A 17,435-nucleotide genomic window follows, 5' to 3' on the forward strand; every position below is an offset into this window, starting at 1 on the left:
TCTATATGCTTGTTGTTTGGATAACGTGTATGTTCTGAATAAAAATCAAATCTTACACGTTGTTTCCGCAGACATAATGAATTGACACATGTGCAAAGCATGCGTCTCATGCCTGTGGCGTAGTGATATACCGTAAAGAGTGAAAATATTTCGGCCTCTTGGGCCAGAACGACCACTAATCGGAGATTATTATGTCAAAACGTTATCAATGTATTATTTTTATCGTAGTAAGTCTGATCAGTTTCGTCTTTGTTATTCCATACAGCTCTGCGAGAGATCGCGGCAGGTCGAATGACAGTCAACTTGAGAATGCGCTCAGGACGCTGGAAGAAGGGAAAGAGATCTTCCGTTTTGATACATTTGGGGATGAAAAGTTTTGGGGCGATACGTTGAGGCTCCATGAATCCATTTCCCAGGCTGTTGATCCAAAAACTGCATTCGCAGTGGGTCTGAAAGTTGATGTTAGTGCACTTCCCAGACGATTACAGCGAGCTCTTGAGCGTGGTGAGGTGGATCTCACTGACCCGGCAACCACGCTTACCTTAATTAAACAGGATGCGGTTCTAGGCGTAAAAGGGCGGTTTGATGGGAACAACATGACCTCAATCGGGATTACTTGTGCGTTGTGTCATTCGACCGTTGATGATTCTTTTGCGCCGGGAATCGGCCATCGCCTGGATGGCTGGGCCAATCGCGATCTAAATGTTGGTGCGATCATTGCATTGGCACCTAATTTACAGCCGTATGTTAATTTATTGGGGGTTGATGAAGATACTGTCAAACTTGTTCTGAATAGCTGGGGGCCTGGTAAATTTGATGCCGCATTGGGTTTCGATGGAGCAGCATTTAAGCCAGATTCTCAGATTCCGGGCGCGGTGCTCATTCCACCGGCGTTTGGATTGGCAGGTGTTAATCTGCATACCTCAACGGGCTGGGGCGGCGTTTCACATTGGAATGCATTGGTTGCTGTACTTGAGATGCATGGCCAAGGAACTTTTATTGATGCGCGTTTGAAAGATAGTACTAAATTTCCGCTTGCGGCCGCTAATAACTTTGACAATGTGCGGCCTGGTCCCGGTGAGGAGGATTTAGTGACATCAAAATTACCTGCGTTACACCTCTATCAGTTAGCGCTTAAATCACCAGAACCACCAAGAGATAGCTTTAGCGAAGTAGCGGCGGCTCGCGGAGAGGAGCTATTTAATAATAAGGCGGATTGTGCACGTTGCCATGTGCCGCCTCTGTTTACTGAGCCGGGCTGGAATATACATACACCTGAGGAAATTGGTATTGATGATTTCCAGGCTAAGCGCGGACCTGAAAATGGGTATCGTACCGCTCCATTAAAGGGCTTATGGGCACACACAAAAGGAGGGTTTTATCATGATGGGCGTTTCATGACGCTACAGAGTGTTATTGATCATTATGATACCTTTTTCGGATTGTTGCTATCGGAAGGAGAAAAAGTGGATTTAGAAGAATATCTGAAATCGTTGTAATTCTAATTTTTATATTTAGAAACGACTTGTTATGGTTTATGTGCACTGTTTGAAGTTAGCAGTGCACACTAATACTAGAATCATAGTCTGACGGTTTTATTATTGTACTTTGTAGACTAACAGTAGTTATTGTCTTGTTATCACAAGGTGAAGATAACAATGAAACGGTATTATTTTTCATTTCAATAAAAAGATAACCGATTCCTTTTTTTTATTTTAATCATGATTAGAGATCTTTGCAAAATCCCAATAATTGAAAAATTAATACTTTATAATCAATAGCATAAAATTTTTGGCAAGGGCTTTTGCAAAAGCCTCTCAAAAGCTAAACGGTTATCATTTGAATGGTGCTATGTATTTTGTGTTGTTTTTTTCATTGCTCGTTTTCTTCGCATTTCCTTGGGATTAACAATAACCGCTCGATAAATCTCGACACGGTCACGATGGCGTAGGATCGTTTCAGGATCTACAAATTGGCTGAATATACCCAACTTGTTTTTTGCCAAGTCTATATCCGGAAACAAAGTGATTATCTCAGAAAGTATAATTGCTCGCGTTACGGTTGTCCCTGCCGGCACACTTAATCGCTTAAGTATCTGGTTACGGGGTAATGCATAGGCCACTTCGATGTCTATGTATTGTTTGTCATGGTTTTCCATAGACTGTACCTGCGCGTTCGATGAAAGCTTCCACAAAACTATTGGCAATCATATAGAACACTGGTCCCACCAGTTTCTCCAGTAGTGCATGAGAAAAAGTGTAATGCAAACGGAACTCTATCTTGCAAGCATCATCTGATAATGGAATAAAGCGCCAGTGGCCGTCGAGATGCTGAAAAGGGCCATCCAGTAATGTCATCTCAATTAATTCGGGTGGATGGCGCGTGTTCTCGGTAGTAAAACTATGTTTAACATGAAGATAATTAATTTTTACTGTTGCATGCGTTATCTTCTCGTTCTGTGGCTCCACTGATGCGCCGCCGCACCATGGAAGAAACTCTGGATAGTCTTCAACCGCATCAACCAGAGCAAACATCTGGCTTGCTGAATATTCAACTAAAACTGATTTTTTTATTTCTGCCATAAATGAATCACCTCGCTTGAATGAGGTAATGTTGATAAACTGATAAAATACCCGAAATTTAAAAAATTACTTATTTCAAAATTACTTATTTTCTTTCCCACATGAGCATCGTCCAAAATAAAAAAGCTTACCATGATTATTTTATCGAAGAAAAATACGAATCAGGTATGGTGCTTGAAGGTTGGGAAGTCAAAGCAATCCGTGCCGGGCGAGTTCAATTAAAAGAAGCCTATGTTGTCATCCGGAAAGGAGAATTATACCTCATTGGTTGCCATATTAGTTCCCTACCAACTGCATCGACTCATATCCTCCCTGATCCAGTACGGACTCGCAAGTTATTATTGCATATTGAGCAAATAAAACGACTTATCGGAAAGGTTGAACGTTCCGGTTACACTTTAGTTGCACTAGATATGCATTATAAAGCAGGTAGAATTAAGCTGGAAGTGGGATTAGCTAAGGGTAAGAAACAACATGATAAACGTGAATCTGAAAAACAGAAAGAATGGGAACGTGATAAGCAGCGACTCATGCGTGATAAATAGTGTTCAGACTATCAGTATTAAATTTAAAAACCTGTAAACGAGATTGTTAATGATATGCAAAAACCGATTGCTATTTGGCTGTTAATTTGTGGTGTCATGGTATTTGCCATGGTGGTTGTAGGTGGCGTTACACGATTGACGCATTCAGGCCTCTCTATCGTTGAGTGGCAGCCTATTGTTGGTACGATTCCTCCATTAAGTCAAGGTGATTGGGACGAACTCCTCGAAAAATACCAGGAGACACCACAGTATCAGAAAATAAACAAAGGAATGAGCCTGGATGAATTTAAAGGTATATTCTGGTGGGAATACTTTCACCGCTTATTGGGACGTGCTATCGGATTCATATTCTTTATTCCTTTTGTTTATTTCCTAGTGAGAAAGAAAATCGATCGCCCGCTAGGAATGAAGTTAACTGGCATTTTTGTATTAGGCGGGTTACAAGGATTAATGGGTTGGTATATGGTAATGAGTGGATTGGTGGATAATCCACATGTGAGCCAGTATCGGCTGACAGCGCATCTGGGGCTGGCATTTGTTATTTATGCGGCTATACTCTGGGTGGCTATGGGATTATTATCTCCAAAAAATCATGATCAGCAGGATAGAAATAGCTTATTAAATTTACGTCGATTTTCTATTGGATTGACGAGTCTCATTTTTATCATGATTCTGTCCGGTGGTTTTGTTGCCGGTATTCAAGCTGGATTAGCCTATAATACTTTTCCGCTTATGAATGGTTACTTAATACCACCAGATCTGTTTTTATTAGAACCCTGGTATCGTAATTTCTTCGATAATATAACAACAGTGCAATTCGATCATCGCCTCATTGCCTGGCTACTGGCGATTCTGGTGCCTGTTTTCTGGTTTAAAGCAAGGAAATACCCATTTTCTGGTTCTGCGCGCTTGGCATGCCATTTTTTGCTTGTTATGTTAATGATACAGATTAGTCTGGGTATAGGAACTTTATTGTTAGCGGTTCCACTGCCTTTAGCAGCTGCACATCAAGCAGGTGCAATGTTACTTTTTACTGCTGCACTTTGGATGAGTCACCAATTGCGTTAGATTCAAAAGATCTGCCTGGTGTAGAGTGGCGTGACGTATTTGTTGGTTGAAAAACAGTTTTCATGAAAAGGTTGATTAATTTTTAGCGATTCATCGGTCATAATTATGTCAGATTCTTTTATTTACCTAATAGGATAATTTTTTACCGATGACAATATGTTCTGCGCTTCCTGTACTTTCTTTGCTTGAAACGCGGGTCCTGGCTGTGTTGGCTGAGAAACAATACACAGTACCAGACACTTATCCGCTGACATTAAATACGTTGGTGACGGGTTGTAATCAGAGAACCAGTCGTGATCCGATTATGAATGCTTCTCAGGTAGAGATTCAGATAGCTATTGATAATTTAAAGCATATGTCGCTGGTTATTGAATCAAGTGGAGGACGGGCGGCTCGTTTTGCACACAACCTGAAACCGGTATTGCAGATTCCTATACAGTCGGCTGCTCTGATGACGACACTGATGTTGCGAGGTCCGCAGACAGCGGGGGAATTGCGTATTAATAGTGAAAGATTGCACAAATTTGCTGATATTTCTTCGGTTGAGAGTTTTTTAGCAGAGCTGGCTGAACGTACAGCAGGTGCTCTAGTGATGGAATTGCCGCGCCAGCCTGGTTCGCGCGAAAATCGTTGGATGCATTTGCTTTCCGGTACGTCTGGTATCGAAGAATATAAGATGATGATGACGCAGACAGCAGACCCGGTAATCGCTATAGATGAAATAGCTGTGCTTAAAGCAGATATGGCTAGGTTGTCATCTGAAGTCAGTGCCTTACGCAAGATAATCGCTAAATTGTGTACAGAATTGGATATTACCATCGATGATTAAATTTTTGGAAATTTCTAAAGAAATTCATTACGCTGTTACCTATATGCGGCCACGATATTTAAAGGAGTGCCCTTGAATACCGTCGCCACTATTCTGTCTGCGATTCAGGTTGGCCCTTATACATTAGAAAACCGGGTAATTATGGCCCCGCTGACACGTAGCCGGGCAGGACAAGGGAACATGCCAACAGCGCTGAATGTTCATTATTATACGCAGCGTGCGAGTGCTGGTTTAATCATTACAGAAGCAACACAGGTATCATTAGAAGGGGTAGGGTATCCCTTAACGCCGGGTATTCATAATGCTGAGCAAGTGGCAGGGTGGCGGCGCGTGACTGATTCAGTGCATGCCAAGGGTGGACGAATATTCTTACAATTATGGCACGTTGGGAGAATCTCACATCCTTCTTTGCAGCCGAACGGGGCATTGCCACTGGCACCTTCAGAGATTCGACCAGGAGGACAGGCATTTACTTATGCGGGACTTAAAGATTTTGTAACGCCTCGGGCGCTTAAGCTAGCAGAGATTCCCACTATTGTTGAGCAGTTTCGCAAGAGTGCGGCCAATGCATTGACTGCTGGTTTTGACGGAGTAGAAATTCACGGGGCCAATGGGTATTTGTTAGACCAGTTTTTACGTGATGGCACGAATCAGCGTTTGGATGCCTACGGCGGCTCGATCAAAAATCGAGTGCGATTGGTGCTCGAAGTCACTGAAGCAGTTTGTTCTGTATGGGGAGCGAACCGTGTTGGTATTCGATTATCACCCTTGACAGCCTTTAATGACATGCGTGATTCTTGTCCAGAGGAAACGTTTAGCTTCGCAGTGAGGGAGCTCAATCGCTTTGGTTTAGCTTATTTGCATATAACCGAAATGGGTAAGGATAAGCCGGGTGCAGCTGGTCCGACGTTTGATTTGATTAAACTGCGCCATATTTGGAAAGGTCCCTATATGACTAATGGCGGCTATGATCTTGAGTCTGCGAATGCGGTATTGGCGCAGGGTGCGGCCGATATGGTTGCGTTTGGTACTTTATTTATCGCTAATCCCGATCTGCCGCTGCGCTTTGCAGAACATGCCCCGCTTAATGTGCCCGATCCAGAGACATTTTACGGTGGTGATGAAAAAGGTTATACGGACTATCCATATTTAGATGATTGAAACTATTAATACAATTATTAATGAAGGGGCTCTTAACAGGTGATGACCTCAATGTATTGTGTCGTATAGCGAAAATAACAGCCTATCATGATTCTCTAATTTTTGGATAGCGTAGCGTATCACATTGACAATCGAACGATAGGCCATTTTTTAGCCGCATCCTACGACTCTAATTGGTGATTATTATAACAATTTCATAATCCTTGTTATATTTTGTTCGGCCTGATCGGGTGTGTATCCTTGACCCTCAAGTTCTGTTCTCAGCTTATACGCTAATTCTAGCTTAAGTATCTGAGTCGTTTTATCGTCTTCGTCCTGTAATGCTTTTTGGTATTCCTGCTGAAACTGGCTGATATAAGATGCCGTTGCGCCATTCTTGTTGTTTGACAATATTAAATCAAGTTCATATTTTAGATTAGGTGATAATACTGATTGGAATTGCTGCACATTTGGTTCAGTTTCAGGCTCGTAAGGGAAATGTTGATGAAAAAGAATCGATGACATAATCAGCAAGACGCCTGAGCCAATCGTGCTTAATGTAAAACGCCAAGACGTATATTCTTTGCCCATTAATTTTACTATCTTGATTTTTTGTATTCCAAACCAAGCAAGGACAAATATACCAATTAAAAAGGTAATGGCGCCAAGTGCCATGATAGCAGGTACAATCGGGTGCACTGTGTTTACTCCTAATATCTTATTTTAAGATTTGAAAGCTGTTAATATTGCTATAGAAAAATCCAATTTAAATGATTACCTTGAATACCGGTACTCATTCTAAATTGAATACATATTTTAGCCTAATATGATTTCAAACCTAAAATAATCATAGAAATTCTACTTTTTTATCAAATAGCGCGTAAAACTTCGTCCTTCAGGGCGGAGATATAAGCACACAGGCGAAGCCTGTTTAATGCGGTCTTTGCTGTTGTTCAATATATTGCTTAATAATCGAGAGTGGTGCTCCACCACAACTACCCGCAAAATAGCTTGGACTCCAAAGCATATTACCCCAAAGCTTATTTTTAATTTCGGGATAATTCTTTTTGCGAATAAGTCGGCTTGAAACGCCTTTCAAACTATTTACCAAGTTAGAAATAGCAATTTTTGGTGGATAGTTAACTAAAAGGTGAATATGATCATGCTCACCGTTAAATTCCACCAATTCTGCTTCAAAATCCAAACACACGTTTTTAAATATTTCTTCCAAATCAATTAATACCCTTCCGGAGAAAACATCTCTACGGTATTTTGTTACAAAGACCAAATGAACATGAAGATTAAAAACGCAATATCTTCCTGTTCTTACATCGTTATTAACTTGCATAGACCAATTCTTTTTTGTATAATTATAACCATGAAGCAGATTATACGCAAAGCCTTTAAATCTCGACTCAATCCAAATTCTGACCAAGTACAGAAGATGGTTGAGTTTGCGGGTGCTAATCGGTTTGTTTGGAATAAAGCCTTAGCAATGAATCTGTTCAGATTAGAGCAGAAACAGCCATTGCTTTGGTACAACGAGTTGTCATTTTGGCTAAAGCTATGGAAATCCTCAGAAGATTATGGATTTCTAAAAACCGTTCATTCTCAACCGTTGCAACAAGCCTTAAAAAACTTAGAAAAAGTGTTCAAAGACGGTTTTGATAAAAAACAGCCTTTAAAACGGATTCCAAAATTCAAGAAAAAAGGTTTGAGTGACAGCTTTCGTTATCCACAAGGATTTAAGCTGGAGCAAGAGTCTAGCAAAGTGTTCTTGCCTAAAATCGGTTGGGTGAAATATCGTAATTCACGCCAAGTCATTGGTGACGTTAAAAATATGACGATTTCCCGTAAAGGCGGTTATTGGTACGTGTCGATTCAGACTGAGTACGAGACCGAGCTAAAGCGTCATAGCTCAACCAGTATGATTGGTGTTGATATGGGCGTTACCCGCTTTGCAACCTTGTCAGACGGCTCATACGTAGAACCTTTAAACAGTTTCAGAAAGTTATCAAAGAAACTGGCTTTTGAACAGCGTAAGCTGTCTAAAAAAGTCCGTTTCTCTGCTAACTGGAAAAAGCAGAAACAAATCATTACCCGACTGCATGAGCGTATTGCCAATGCTCGTTTAGACTTCTTACACAAAACCTCAACCGAAATCAGCAAAAATCACGCAATGGTCGTAGTTGAGAATTTAAAGATAGGAAACATGTCTAAGAGTGCCAAGGGCAGTGTTGAAAAGCATGGTAAAAACGTCAAAGCGAAATCGGGTCTAAACAAATCCATTCTTGACCAAGGATGGGGAATGTTCGTTTCGTTTTTGGAGTATAAACAGGCTTGTTCAGGCGGGGATGTATTGAAGGTAAACCCTCAATACACCTCTCAAACCTGCCCTGGATGTCAACATGTTAGTCGTGACAATCGCAAAAGCCAAAGTGCTTTTGAATGTACAGAATGTGGATTTAAAGCCAATGCCGACTTGGTAGGTGCCTTGAATGTACTTGAGCGAGGACATCGCTTGTTAGCCTGTGGAGTTGAAACGTTAGTTTCGTCTAAGAAGCAGGAACCAGTAGGCAGTAGCAATACAAACCTACTCTTAACGGCTTAATAAGTCGCTAGGAATCCCCTTCGTTTAGGAAGGGGAGGATGTCAAACAGATTACTAATCTCAAATAGTCGCTTCTCTAAAAAAACATTTGTCTGAAAATCAGCGATGCAATTAAGATTTCCTGTGGTGGATGCGGAAATAGTAGGCTGTATTTTATTTAACACCGAGAGACTTTTGCAAAAACCCTCGCTATAAATTTCAACCTATTGATTATAAAGGATTGATTTTACAGCTATTGGGGTTTTGCAAAGGTCTTACCGAATAGATTTCTGACCATTATTAGCTGTACACTCTTGAAAATTTTATCGAGGTGGCGGCGGTGGAGGGTTGCCCGTGGGTGGGGGGGGCGGTATAAAATTTGATGGCGGATTTAAAATATTGCGACTACGATTACTTGTTGTGGATGGATTGCTCATAATTTGACCTGATACAGGAACACGATGTCCTTTTGCGTACATACATTGAACATAGCCCATATCATAGCGTTCCTGACCGGCATAACCCGAGGTTCTAGCGCTATCAGATCCGAGTAAGCCTCCCATCAAAAGACCTGCGCCGGCACCAACTGCAGCGCCACGCCCACCACCTAGGGCGGCACCCGCTGCTGCACCTAGCCCTGTACTAATAGCTGTGCTTTGAACACCGCTTGCCGTCGATGCTTGTTGAGCAGTTGTCCCGCCGATTTGTTCATAAGCAAATTGCCGACATTCATAATCATCAAACCGGAATTGCTCAAAACTTTTACCTGCGCCGGGCAAAGTCATAACACTTGGCCCAGTCGGAAAGTTCACGCATGCAACCAACAGGAATGACATGAATAGTATAAATAACCTTGGTATTGTTAACATGTTTTACCTCGTTGCATTAGTGTGCAGATGGTTGGGGTGCTACTTGTAACCAGCCATCTGGACATTGCCTGACATATGGATAATAACCTTCTGGGTTTTGGCAATAGTGCCAGTAGTTTGTCTGAGGTTGGACCGGCTTGATTTCCTCTTGTTGTATATATACGGGCGGTGTTGCAGGTATTACAACTGTTTGTGGATATGTATAATAAGGTGGATATGAAAAAGGATCACGATAACCATAACCGCGATAGCCATAGTAACCTGGCCCGGCATAACCTGGATTATAATAACCGGAGCCCAAGAAACCGGAATTATAATAACCGAGGTTGATTCCAAGATTCACTCTGCCGCGGTTATGACGATGTCCGCCTCCGACATGACGATGTCCACCTCCGACATGACGATGCCCGCCTCCGACATGGCGATGCTCGTTTCTAGCATGATGATGCCCGCTTCCAGCATGACGATGATCCTGATGAAGGTGTCGATTCCCGTTACTTTTCCTGTCATGTGCCCAAACTAACCCATTCGCAGTAATTCCGAACAATGCAATGGTGAAATAGATCCATTTTATATGATTCATATCAATCTCATCCCGTATCAATTTCGTTCTAGCAAATCATTGATCCGCTCATAGCTGATTAATGACAATACGAAGACGATCATAGTTGAAGAAACGAATATAATCGACATCCTTACACCTTTATCAGATATCAAGATCCAATTATTTAAAGTACCACACTGTATTTTCATTAATAATAAATAATCGCTCACATGAACTTCGACATTGTTTAAATTCTATTAGTTTCCATTACTTTCCTAATTTTCCATTAATAATTGAGAAAATTTCGGCAAGATGCTTTGATAACAAGACTTGTATTGTAAGAAGCATTACCTGGTCGGAGCTTGGAGAGAACCGGCGTTAATATTTTTTAAAATGACGTTAAACATTAGCTGTATTATTATCATCCGCCAAAATTGATGTGAAAAAAGGTATCATACCCGCCAGAGAAACATCGTCTATAGATTATCAAAGTCGATGAAACTAATATTTTATTATTTTTTTATTTAAGGAGAGCGTTTACATGTCTCAAAAACACCCGGTTATTGCTGTTACCGGATCATCCGGTGCAGGTACATCTACGGTGAAAAATAGTTTTGAGCATATTTTTCACGGTGAGAAATTAAATGCAGTTGTGGTTGAGGGTGACAGTTTCCATCGTTATGATCGCGAAGCAATGAAATTAGCTGTTGCCGACTCGGAAAAAGGAGGTGGGCGGCCAATTAGTCATTTTGGACCAGAAGCGAACGAATTTGAAAAACTGGAAGCACTTTTCAAACAATATGGTGAAAATGGCACAGGAAGTACGCGTTTATATTTACATAATGACGAAGAAGCTGAGCCCTGGGATCAGAAGCCTGGTACTTTTACGCCCTGGACACCTGTTGTGGAAGGCTCCGATTTATTATTTTATGAGGGGCTGCATGGCGGGGTAAAAAGTGATACGGCTGATGTCGCAAGATATGTGGACTTACTGGTTGGTGTTGTGCCAATTGTTAATCTGGAATGGATTCAGAAGATACATCGTGACACCAATGCACGCGGTTATTCACCCGAAGCGGTAACGCACACGATTTTGCGTCGCATGCATGATTATGTGCATTACATAACCCCACAGTTTTCACGAACACATATCAACTTCCAGCGAGTGCCGACAGTGGATACGTCCAATCCATTTATAGCGCGTGATATCCCGACACTAGACGAAAGTCTCGTGGTCATTCGCTTTAGTAATGCTGAGCAGGCTGACTTTCCTAATTTACTTGCCACTATTCATGATTCATTCATGTCTCGGCCAAATACTATCGTTGTGCCGGGTGGAAAAATGGGAATGGCGATTGAACTGATTCTGACGCCACTCATTCTAGAAATGATGACTAAAAGCAAGGGCTAGTTTCAGCTAACTTTATTGACAGGGTTTCTTCACGATATTATGTAGCTTATATGTAATACGGAAGAAATCGTGTTAGTCTGAAAACTCCAGCTTGAACAGGAAAATTTACATTATTATCGAAATGTTCGATAAACTAAACCAGCCTGTTTTGTCAATTAGAAGCATTATTAAAAAAAGCAAGTTTTACCTGACCAGTAATAAATCCATTAATCATTCTCTGCATATACTAAATCATCCGTGAGTTATAGGTTATATGCCATCAGATAACATACTTGTTTATGTCTTCCTTATTAGCTGATCTTAATCCCCAACAACTCGCAGCTATTACATTGCCGCATCAGTCAGCGCTGGTATTGGCGGGCGCGGGAAGCGGTAAAACCCGCGTGTTAACCACGCGTATTGCCTATTTAATCCAATCGGGACAAGTCAGTCCATACGACATACTTGCGGTTACTTTTACGAACAAAGCAGCGAAAGAAATGCTAACGCGTATTTCTGCCATGCTGCCGATCAATATACGTGGCCTATGGATGGGGACTTTTCACGGTCTTTGTAATCGTATGTTACGTGCACATCATCAGGCAGCAGGGCTGTTGCCGGCATTCCAGATTCTGGATTCATCTGATCAGTTAGCAATGATTAAACGTGTCTTGAAAAGTTTGACCGTTGATGAAAAAGAATTTCCACCGCGCCAAGTGCAATGGTTTATCAATAATGCAAAGGAAGCAGGACTGAGAGCAAAAAATATTGAAGTGAATGATAATATGACGCGCCAAATGGCCGCATTTTATCTGGCTTATGAACAACGCTGTAATAAAGAAGGTGTTGTGGATTTCCCCGAATTATTGCTGCGCAGTTATGAGCTGTTGAATCGCAATGAAACATTGCGGATACATTATCATGATCGTTTCAAACATATATTGGTTGACGAGTTCCAGGATACCAATCGGTTGCAGTACAAATGGCTCAAGTTATTAGCGGGGATGGATTCGGAAACCTGTGCGGCTGTGTTTGTGGTTGGGGATGATGATCAGAGTATTTATGCATTCCGGGGTGCGAATACGGGCAATATGGTGGAATTTGAACATGATTTTAAGATATCAAAAATTATTAAACTCGAGCAGAATTATCGCTCACAAGCAACTATATTGGATGCTGCCAATGCACTGATACAAAATAACAGCGGGCGCCTTGGAAAGAACTTATGGACTGCTGAGGGGAAGGGAGCGCCATTACGGGTGCATAATGCGCCTAACGATTTTGATGAGGCCGCTTTTATTATTGATGAGATAAAAGCATTGCAGGCAGAAGGTGTCGCACTATCCCAGATCGCCCTGCTTTATCGTTCTAATGCACAATCCAGAGTATTGGAACACAGTTTGTTTAGCGCTGCTTTGCCTTATCGTGTCTATGGCGGCATGCGTTTCTTTGAACGCCAGGAAATTAAGCATGCATTGGCTTATTTGCGACTTATCGCTAATCCGGATGATGACAATGCATTATTGCGTATTATTAATTTTCCTGCACGTGGAATTGGGGCACGCGGCCTTGAGCAACTGCAAACGATAGCAAGGGAGCAAGGCGGCAGCTTGTGGGCTGCTGCCTTGCACAAATATGGCGGTGAAGCGATGCTTTCCGGGGAGTCAGAAAAACCTAAAAAAGGCGTTGCTGAATTTGTCAGGCTAATTACTTCAATGCGTCAGGATTGTGCGGCTTTGCCATTGCCACAGATTATTAAGCAAATGCTGACACAGAGCGGGTTGATGGGGCATTATCATATAGAGCGGGAAGGTGCGGATCGACTGGAGAATCTAAACGAATTGATTAATGCTGCGCTCAGTTTCATACATGAAGCTGAAGACGATAGTCTGTCTGCATTTCTTGCTCATGCTTCGCTTGAAGCAGGTGAGCATCAGACCGGGAGTATTCAAGATGGACTTCAATTGATGACAGTGCATGCAGCTAAAGGATTGGAGTTTCATAGTGTATTTCTGAGCGGACTGGAAGAGGGCCTCTTCCCGCATGAAAATAGTCGTAATGAAGTCAATGGATTAGAAGAGGAGCGTCGCTTAATGTACGTTGCGATAACACGTGCTCGTCATCGTCTATATTTAAGCTTTGCTCAAACTCGTATGTTACATGGGCAGACTCGTTACAATGTGCCATCGCGTTTCCTCAATGAGATACCGGAGAGCTTGATGAGATGGTCGCAATCTGTGCAGAAAACCAAGGATGGTTATTCTGAATTTAATATAAAAAAGCGGCTATTCGATTTGACGATACCTAATTCAGAATTAGGTAAAACGGGTGTAATGAGTCAGCAGACCCAGGGAGTCCAGTGGAGAATAGGACAGGCCGTATCGCATAACAAATTTGGTACAGGTAAGATCGTTAATTATGAGAGACAGGATGGTAATGCGCGCGTTCAGGTAAATTTTGATCGTTCCGGAATGAAATGGTTGTTGTTGGAGTACGCGAAGCTGACCCCGGTATAAATAATACAGTATTCTACTGTTTTAAAATAATTAAGTAACATCGGTATTTAATGTAAGCACCGGCAGAGCCGATATATTTGCTCTGCCGGTGCATGATACGTCTATTGCCTGCTATTCTCTTGTTGAGGATTCATATTGGCGACGATGCTCATCACTGCAGAAATATTGATCATTAATTTTGACCGCTTTTTCTTTGGGTAAATGCAAACCACAGTATGTACATTGAATCTCATTCTGATCTGCATTGATGGCAATATTTTGATCTGTTCCGGACTCGGTACCCTTTTTTGTAATGCTATCAGGCTCATCTGACCAGTTTGCTTTTTGGCTAGTTTCTTTGAGCGGGGTATCTTGGATGATCAGTGGTTCGGAAAGAAAAATATCTTTATAGCTGACATAAATTGAGGCAAATACGGTTGGTATCAATACGATCAGACCCAGTCCATAGGGCATGACCGCAAATATGGTGAGTATGATGAGTGTGATGCCGTAGATCTGGAAAGGAATAAAGTTTCTGAGGCAGGCGAAAAAACTTTTTTTCATTGCGACAATGGGCGGTGTATTATTAAAGATCACGAGCAATGGCGAAAACCAGGCGGCCATCATTAAAGGGATGGAGAGTGTCAACGCTACGAGCGATGCTGTTAACATATTGTCCATTACAACCATTAATTCATTTTCATCGACCCTTTTTCCGTAAAGCAGCATGTCCATCATTACCGTACCACCGATCAGCATGACAAGACCAACGATCAACACTTGCCCAATCAAATAAATTCCGCCAATAGTTATGAGTGGCGCTACATTTTTCTTGAAACCCAGAAATAAATGAAGTAATTCTAGTTTTTTACCTTGCTCTAAATCTTTGCATCCCATCATGAGCCCAGCAAGAAAGACCGGTGAGATCAATGTAAAAATGAATTTTCCCAATAAGGGAACCAGGGCGAGTGTCATGGCGATCAGGACCAGTGTGAAGCCTGCTAATATCCAGGCAGCCGGCGCCATTCGAAATAGATAAAAACCGCTGATAATCCATTGCCACCCTTGCTTTGCATTGACTTGTCTAATTTCCATTTCCATGTCTCCAATGAGGTTCAATATGACCGTTTCTTAGTGAATTAAGGTTTAAATCCAGATTTGTTTTAATCTAGATTGATCTGCCAAATAATTTTTTAGGATTTCTCTGAAATGAATGGGATCCTTGGCGTGCGTGAGCTCTCCTGGACGAGGCAAATGGTAATCATGCAATCGTGATATCCAGAAACGCAGGGCACCAGCACGCAGCATTGCCGGCCAGGCTTGGTGCTCTAAAGGAGTCAGGGGTCGTATTTGATGATACGCTGTAATCAGAGAACGTGTACGTGCTTCGTCCAATAATTTATTCTGGGTAATACACCAGTCATTGCTGGTAATAGCAAGATCGTACAGTAAAATATCATTACAGGCGAAATAAAAATCAATGACGCCCCCAATCGTGTTGCCTGTAAATAATACATTGTCACGAAAAAGATCTGCGTGAATGATGCCGCGTGGTAACCCTTCAGATTGATAGGCAGATTGAAAATATAATTCTTTTCTAAGTAATATTTGTTCTTCTTGAGAAAGAAACGGCGTCATTTCATGTGCTTTCGCTTTCCACCATTCTAACCCACATGGATTTTTCATTTTTCCGGAATAAGACTGACCAGATAAGTGCATATTTGCTAATAGTGTTCCAACTGCAGCACATTGATTAGTAGTTGGGTATTCAAGTGATTTTCCCGGCAAGCAAGTAACGATTGTAGCGGGCTTACCGTTCAATTCTCCCAATAGTTTATTATCCAGTGTCGCTATGGGATTAGGACAGGGTATATCATGATGCGACAAATGTGCCATGAGGCTGAGGTAGAAAGGCAGTTCTGTGGCAGTAAGCTTTTCAAATAGAGTCAGAACATATTTACCTTGTGTGGTGGTCATGAAAAAATTGGTATTTTCGATACCAGAAGTAATACCTTGTAAGTCGACTAATGTGCCTAATGAATAGCGTTTTAGCCAGGCAGAGAGTTGGTTATGAGTAACTGGAGTAAAGACGGACATGAGTGGAAAAGAGAAAAAGGTAGCAGAAAATTAAATGAAGAGTGATTTTATCAAAATCACACCCTTTGTTACCTTTATAGTTAGAAGTTAGAAGCTTTCTAGTAACCACATAGGCGCACGTACACCACTTCCTGGGTCTCCCGGATGATTAAAAATGCCATCACCACGCCGGTTAACCAGATAGTAGGGTAAACCAATACGGGGTGTAACTTTAATCATGTAAAGTTCGCCATTAACACGGTATTCTTCAATCGTATCTTCTCCGCGTTTGATAATGGTAATCTGAGGCTCCAGTTCGAAATCCTGTTCGATATCGGGTGGTAGTGGTACCGAGGAAATGTCGTCTCGGATTTGTGGTTCTAGCTCGAAGTCTTGTTCAATATCGGATGGCAGTGGAGGTGGTTCTATTATTTCGGGTAATGGTTGTAGATTCTGAGGCTGACCGGATTGTGCCAAGACAGGAAATATGAAACTTAAAAATAAAGTAATAGTTATTCGATGCATGTTCACTCCTGATAGGTTCTTGCACGTATTTTAATTAACGCAGCAGGAATCAATCACAGACTGAGCTGGGTTTCTCGTTCTGCTGCAGTGGGTTCGAAGCCATAAGTTTCATAATACTGGAATATTGCATTAACGACCTGGCTGGGTTCATCAATGACTTGTACCAGATTCATGTCTTCAGGTGATATAAACCCTTCGACTATTAGAACTTGCCGAAACCAGTCAAGTAAACCGCTCCAGAATTCCGAGCAAACCAGAATGATGGGCATCTTTCTGGTTTTCTCGGTTTGTACGAGAGTGAGTGCTTCCATTAGCTCATCTAATGTGCCAAATCCACCCGGCATAACAACATAAGCCGTAGCAAATTTAACAAACATGTATTTACGTGCAAAGAAATGCCGGAAAGTCTGGCTAATATCCTGATAAGCATTACGATGCTGCTCATGTGGTAACTGAATATTTAAGCCGATACTGGGTGATTTTCCGAAATAAGCGCCTTTATTGGCTGCTTCCATGATACCTGGACCCCCTCCTGAAATAACCGAGAAACCGGCGTCAGAGAGTTGTTTGGCAATGTTCTCAGTCAATTGATAGTAGGGATGATCCTGATTGGTGCGTGCGCTACCAAAGATACTAACGGCCGGTTGGATTGCATCAAGTCGCTCCGTTCCCTCGACAAATTCTGCCATAATCCCAAACAAGCGCCATGACTCTCTTGCTGACCAGGGTTTTTCCAGGGACATAACGGTGGCTGGCTTATCTTGTAGACTCATAGGAAAAAAA

The 17,435-nt window shown here is 41.8% G+C and carries 18 protein-coding genes; 8 read left to right on the forward strand and 10 right to left on the reverse strand.

Annotated features, from left to right (window positions below; all coding sequences use genetic code 11):
- The first annotated feature begins 191 nt into the window (after positions 1 to 191).
- Positions 192 to 1,499, forward strand: a complete 1,308-nt coding sequence (locus BUQ89_RS06785; RefSeq protein ID WP_028461184.1) for a hypothetical protein — start codon at positions 192 to 194, stop codon at positions 1,497 to 1,499.
- 350 nt (positions 1,500 to 1,849) lie between these two features.
- Here the strand turns inward: BUQ89_RS06785 and BUQ89_RS06790 are convergent, their stop codons facing one another.
- Together BUQ89_RS06790 and BUQ89_RS06795 are read right to left on the reverse strand one after the other, a co-directional pair.
- Positions 1,850 to 2,158: an RnfH family protein gene (locus tag BUQ89_RS06790; protein WP_028461185.1), complete on the reverse strand. Its 309-nt coding sequence runs from the start codon at positions 2,156 to 2,158 to the stop codon at positions 1,850 to 1,852.
- Positions 2,145 to 2,582 (reverse strand): type II toxin-antitoxin system RatA family toxin, encoded by a 438-nt coding sequence (locus tag BUQ89_RS06795; protein ID WP_028461186.1) that lies wholly within the window; start codon positions 2,580 to 2,582, stop codon positions 2,145 to 2,147. The genes BUQ89_RS06790 and BUQ89_RS06795 overlap by 14 nt, the downstream gene beginning before the upstream one ends.
- Before the next feature lie 101 nt (positions 2,583 to 2,683).
- Between BUQ89_RS06795 and smpB the strand changes: the two genes are divergently transcribed.
- The 4 genes from smpB to BUQ89_RS06815 all read left to right on the forward strand — a co-directional run bounded on the left by smpB (position 2,684) and on the right by BUQ89_RS06815 (position 6,185).
- Positions 2,684 to 3,127, forward strand: coding sequence for an SsrA-binding protein SmpB (smpB, locus tag BUQ89_RS06800; RefSeq protein WP_028461187.1), 444 nt, complete (start codon positions 2,684 to 2,686; stop codon positions 3,125 to 3,127).
- Positions 3,128 to 3,181: 54 nt separating this feature from the next.
- Positions 3,182 to 4,195: a COX15/CtaA family protein gene (locus BUQ89_RS06805; protein ID WP_028461188.1), complete on the forward strand. Its 1,014-nt coding sequence runs from the start codon at positions 3,182 to 3,184 to the stop codon at positions 4,193 to 4,195.
- A gap of 148 nt (positions 4,196 to 4,343) precedes the next feature.
- Complete coding sequence (locus tag BUQ89_RS06810) at positions 4,344 to 5,024, forward strand: YceH family protein (RefSeq protein ID WP_028461189.1); 681 nt, start codon at positions 4,344 to 4,346, stop codon at positions 5,022 to 5,024.
- 72 nt (positions 5,025 to 5,096) lie between these two features.
- Entirely contained in the window at positions 5,097 to 6,185 is a 1,089-nt protein-coding gene (locus BUQ89_RS06815; protein ID WP_028461190.1) for an alkene reductase, read from the forward strand.
- Positions 6,186 to 6,368: 183 nt separating this feature from the next.
- Here the strand turns inward: BUQ89_RS06815 and BUQ89_RS06820 are convergent, their stop codons facing one another.
- Positions 6,369 to 6,863, reverse strand: coding sequence for a hypothetical protein (locus tag BUQ89_RS06820; RefSeq protein WP_028461191.1), 495 nt, complete (start codon positions 6,861 to 6,863; stop codon positions 6,369 to 6,371).
- 232 nt (positions 6,864 to 7,095) lie between these two features.
- On the reverse strand, positions 7,096 to 7,512 hold the full coding sequence (gene tnpA, locus BUQ89_RS06825) for an IS200/IS605 family transposase (protein ID WP_074202543.1): 417 nt from the start codon (positions 7,510 to 7,512) through the stop codon (positions 7,096 to 7,098).
- Positions 7,513 to 7,542: 30 nt separating this feature from the next.
- Between tnpA and BUQ89_RS06830 the strand changes: the two genes are divergently transcribed.
- On the forward strand, positions 7,543 to 8,775 hold the full coding sequence (locus BUQ89_RS06830) for an RNA-guided endonuclease InsQ/TnpB family protein (protein WP_074202544.1): 1,233 nt from the start codon (positions 7,543 to 7,545) through the stop codon (positions 8,773 to 8,775).
- Positions 8,776 to 9,076: 301 nt separating this feature from the next.
- Here the strand turns inward: BUQ89_RS06830 and BUQ89_RS06835 are convergent, their stop codons facing one another.
- The gene (locus tag BUQ89_RS06835) at positions 9,077 to 9,622 is read right to left on the reverse strand and encodes a glycine zipper family protein (RefSeq protein ID WP_028461130.1); all 546 of its coding nucleotides are present in this window, start codon (positions 9,620 to 9,622) and stop codon (positions 9,077 to 9,079) included.
- A gap of 16 nt (positions 9,623 to 9,638) precedes the next feature.
- A complete protein-coding gene (locus BUQ89_RS14175; protein ID WP_028461129.1) occupies positions 9,639 to 10,205 on the reverse strand; it encodes a hypothetical protein in 567 nt (188 codons plus the stop codon).
- A 502-nt stretch (positions 10,206 to 10,707) separates the two neighbouring features.
- On the opposite strand from BUQ89_RS14175, the gene BUQ89_RS06845 reads away from it, so the two are divergent.
- Positions 10,708 to 11,577 (forward strand): phosphoribulokinase, encoded by an 870-nt coding sequence (locus BUQ89_RS06845; protein ID WP_028461128.1) that lies wholly within the window; start codon positions 10,708 to 10,710, stop codon positions 11,575 to 11,577.
- A gap of 278 nt (positions 11,578 to 11,855) precedes the next feature.
- Positions 11,856 to 14,072: a UvrD-helicase domain-containing protein gene (locus tag BUQ89_RS06850; RefSeq protein ID WP_028461127.1), complete on the forward strand. Its 2,217-nt coding sequence runs from the start codon at positions 11,856 to 11,858 to the stop codon at positions 14,070 to 14,072.
- A 111-nt stretch (positions 14,073 to 14,183) separates the two neighbouring features.
- Here the strand turns inward: BUQ89_RS06850 and BUQ89_RS06855 are convergent, their stop codons facing one another.
- From BUQ89_RS06855 to BUQ89_RS06870, 4 genes are all read right to left on the reverse strand, one after another.
- On the reverse strand, positions 14,184 to 15,146 hold the full coding sequence (locus tag BUQ89_RS06855; protein ID WP_028461126.1) for a BPSS1780 family membrane protein: 963 nt from the start codon (positions 15,144 to 15,146) through the stop codon (positions 14,184 to 14,186).
- Between the two features lie 51 nt (positions 15,147 to 15,197).
- A complete protein-coding gene (locus BUQ89_RS06860) occupies positions 15,198 to 16,148 on the reverse strand; it encodes a homoserine kinase (protein WP_028461125.1) in 951 nt (316 codons plus the stop codon).
- An 87-nt stretch (positions 16,149 to 16,235) separates the two neighbouring features.
- Entirely contained in the window at positions 16,236 to 16,652 is a 417-nt protein-coding gene (locus BUQ89_RS06865; protein ID WP_028461124.1) for a DUF2782 domain-containing protein, read from the reverse strand.
- A gap of 53 nt (positions 16,653 to 16,705) precedes the next feature.
- Positions 16,706 to 17,425 carry an LOG family protein gene (locus tag BUQ89_RS06870; protein WP_028461123.1) on the reverse strand — a complete coding sequence of 240 codons (720 nt, stop codon included), beginning with the start codon at positions 17,423 to 17,425 and terminating at the stop codon, positions 16,706 to 16,708.
- Positions 17,426 to 17,435 lie beyond the last annotated feature (10 nt).

This window comes from Nitrosomonas cryotolerans ATCC 49181 (assembly GCF_900143275.1).
Classification (GTDB): Bacteria; Pseudomonadota; Gammaproteobacteria; order Burkholderiales; family Nitrosomonadaceae; genus Nitrosomonas; species Nitrosomonas cryotolerans.

What these genes read in the sequence shown, in the direction of transcription:
- BUQ89_RS06845 (WP_028461128.1), top strand. Translation starts at nt 10,708, where the DNA reads ATGTCTCAAAAACACCCGGTTATTGCTGTTACCGGATCATCCGGTGCA.
- smpB (WP_028461187.1), top strand. Translation starts at nt 2,684, where the DNA reads ATGAGCATCGTCCAAAATAAAAAAGCTTACCATGATTATTTTATCGAA.
- BUQ89_RS06810 (WP_028461189.1), top strand. Translation starts at nt 4,344, where the DNA reads ATGACAATATGTTCTGCGCTTCCTGTACTTTCTTTGCTTGAAACGCGG.
- BUQ89_RS06830 (WP_074202544.1), top strand. Translation starts at nt 7,543, where the DNA reads ATGAAGCAGATTATACGCAAAGCCTTTAAATCTCGACTCAATCCAAAT.
- BUQ89_RS06850 (WP_028461127.1), top strand. Translation starts at nt 11,856, where the DNA reads ATGTCTTCCTTATTAGCTGATCTTAATCCCCAACAACTCGCAGCTATT.
- BUQ89_RS06785 (WP_028461184.1), top strand. Translation starts at nt 192, where the DNA reads ATGTCAAAACGTTATCAATGTATTATTTTTATCGTAGTAAGTCTGATC.
- BUQ89_RS06865 (WP_028461124.1), bottom strand. Translation starts at nt 16,652, where the DNA reads ATGCATCGAATAACTATTACTTTATTTTTAAGTTTCATATTTCCTGTC.
- BUQ89_RS06835 (WP_028461130.1), bottom strand. Translation starts at nt 9,622, where the DNA reads ATGTTAACAATACCAAGGTTATTTATACTATTCATGTCATTCCTGTTG.
- BUQ89_RS06870 (WP_028461123.1), bottom strand. Translation starts at nt 17,425, where the DNA reads ATGAGTCTACAAGATAAGCCAGCCACCGTTATGTCCCTGGAAAAACCC.
- BUQ89_RS06855 (WP_028461126.1), bottom strand. Translation starts at nt 15,146, where the DNA reads ATGGAAATTAGACAAGTCAATGCAAAGCAAGGGTGGCAATGGATTATC.
- tnpA (WP_074202543.1), bottom strand. Translation starts at nt 7,512, where the DNA reads ATGCAAGTTAATAACGATGTAAGAACAGGAAGATATTGCGTTTTTAAT.
- BUQ89_RS06805 (WP_028461188.1), top strand. Translation starts at nt 3,182, where the DNA reads ATGCAAAAACCGATTGCTATTTGGCTGTTAATTTGTGGTGTCATGGTA.
- BUQ89_RS06790 (WP_028461185.1), bottom strand. Translation starts at nt 2,158, where the DNA reads ATGGAAAACCATGACAAACAATACATAGACATCGAAGTGGCCTATGCA.
- BUQ89_RS14175 (WP_028461129.1), bottom strand. Translation starts at nt 10,205, where the DNA reads ATGAATCATATAAAATGGATCTATTTCACCATTGCATTGTTCGGAATT.
- BUQ89_RS06795 (WP_028461186.1), bottom strand. Translation starts at nt 2,582, where the DNA reads ATGGCAGAAATAAAAAAATCAGTTTTAGTTGAATATTCAGCAAGCCAG.
- BUQ89_RS06860 (WP_028461125.1), bottom strand. Translation starts at nt 16,148, where the DNA reads ATGTCCGTCTTTACTCCAGTTACTCATAACCAACTCTCTGCCTGGCTA.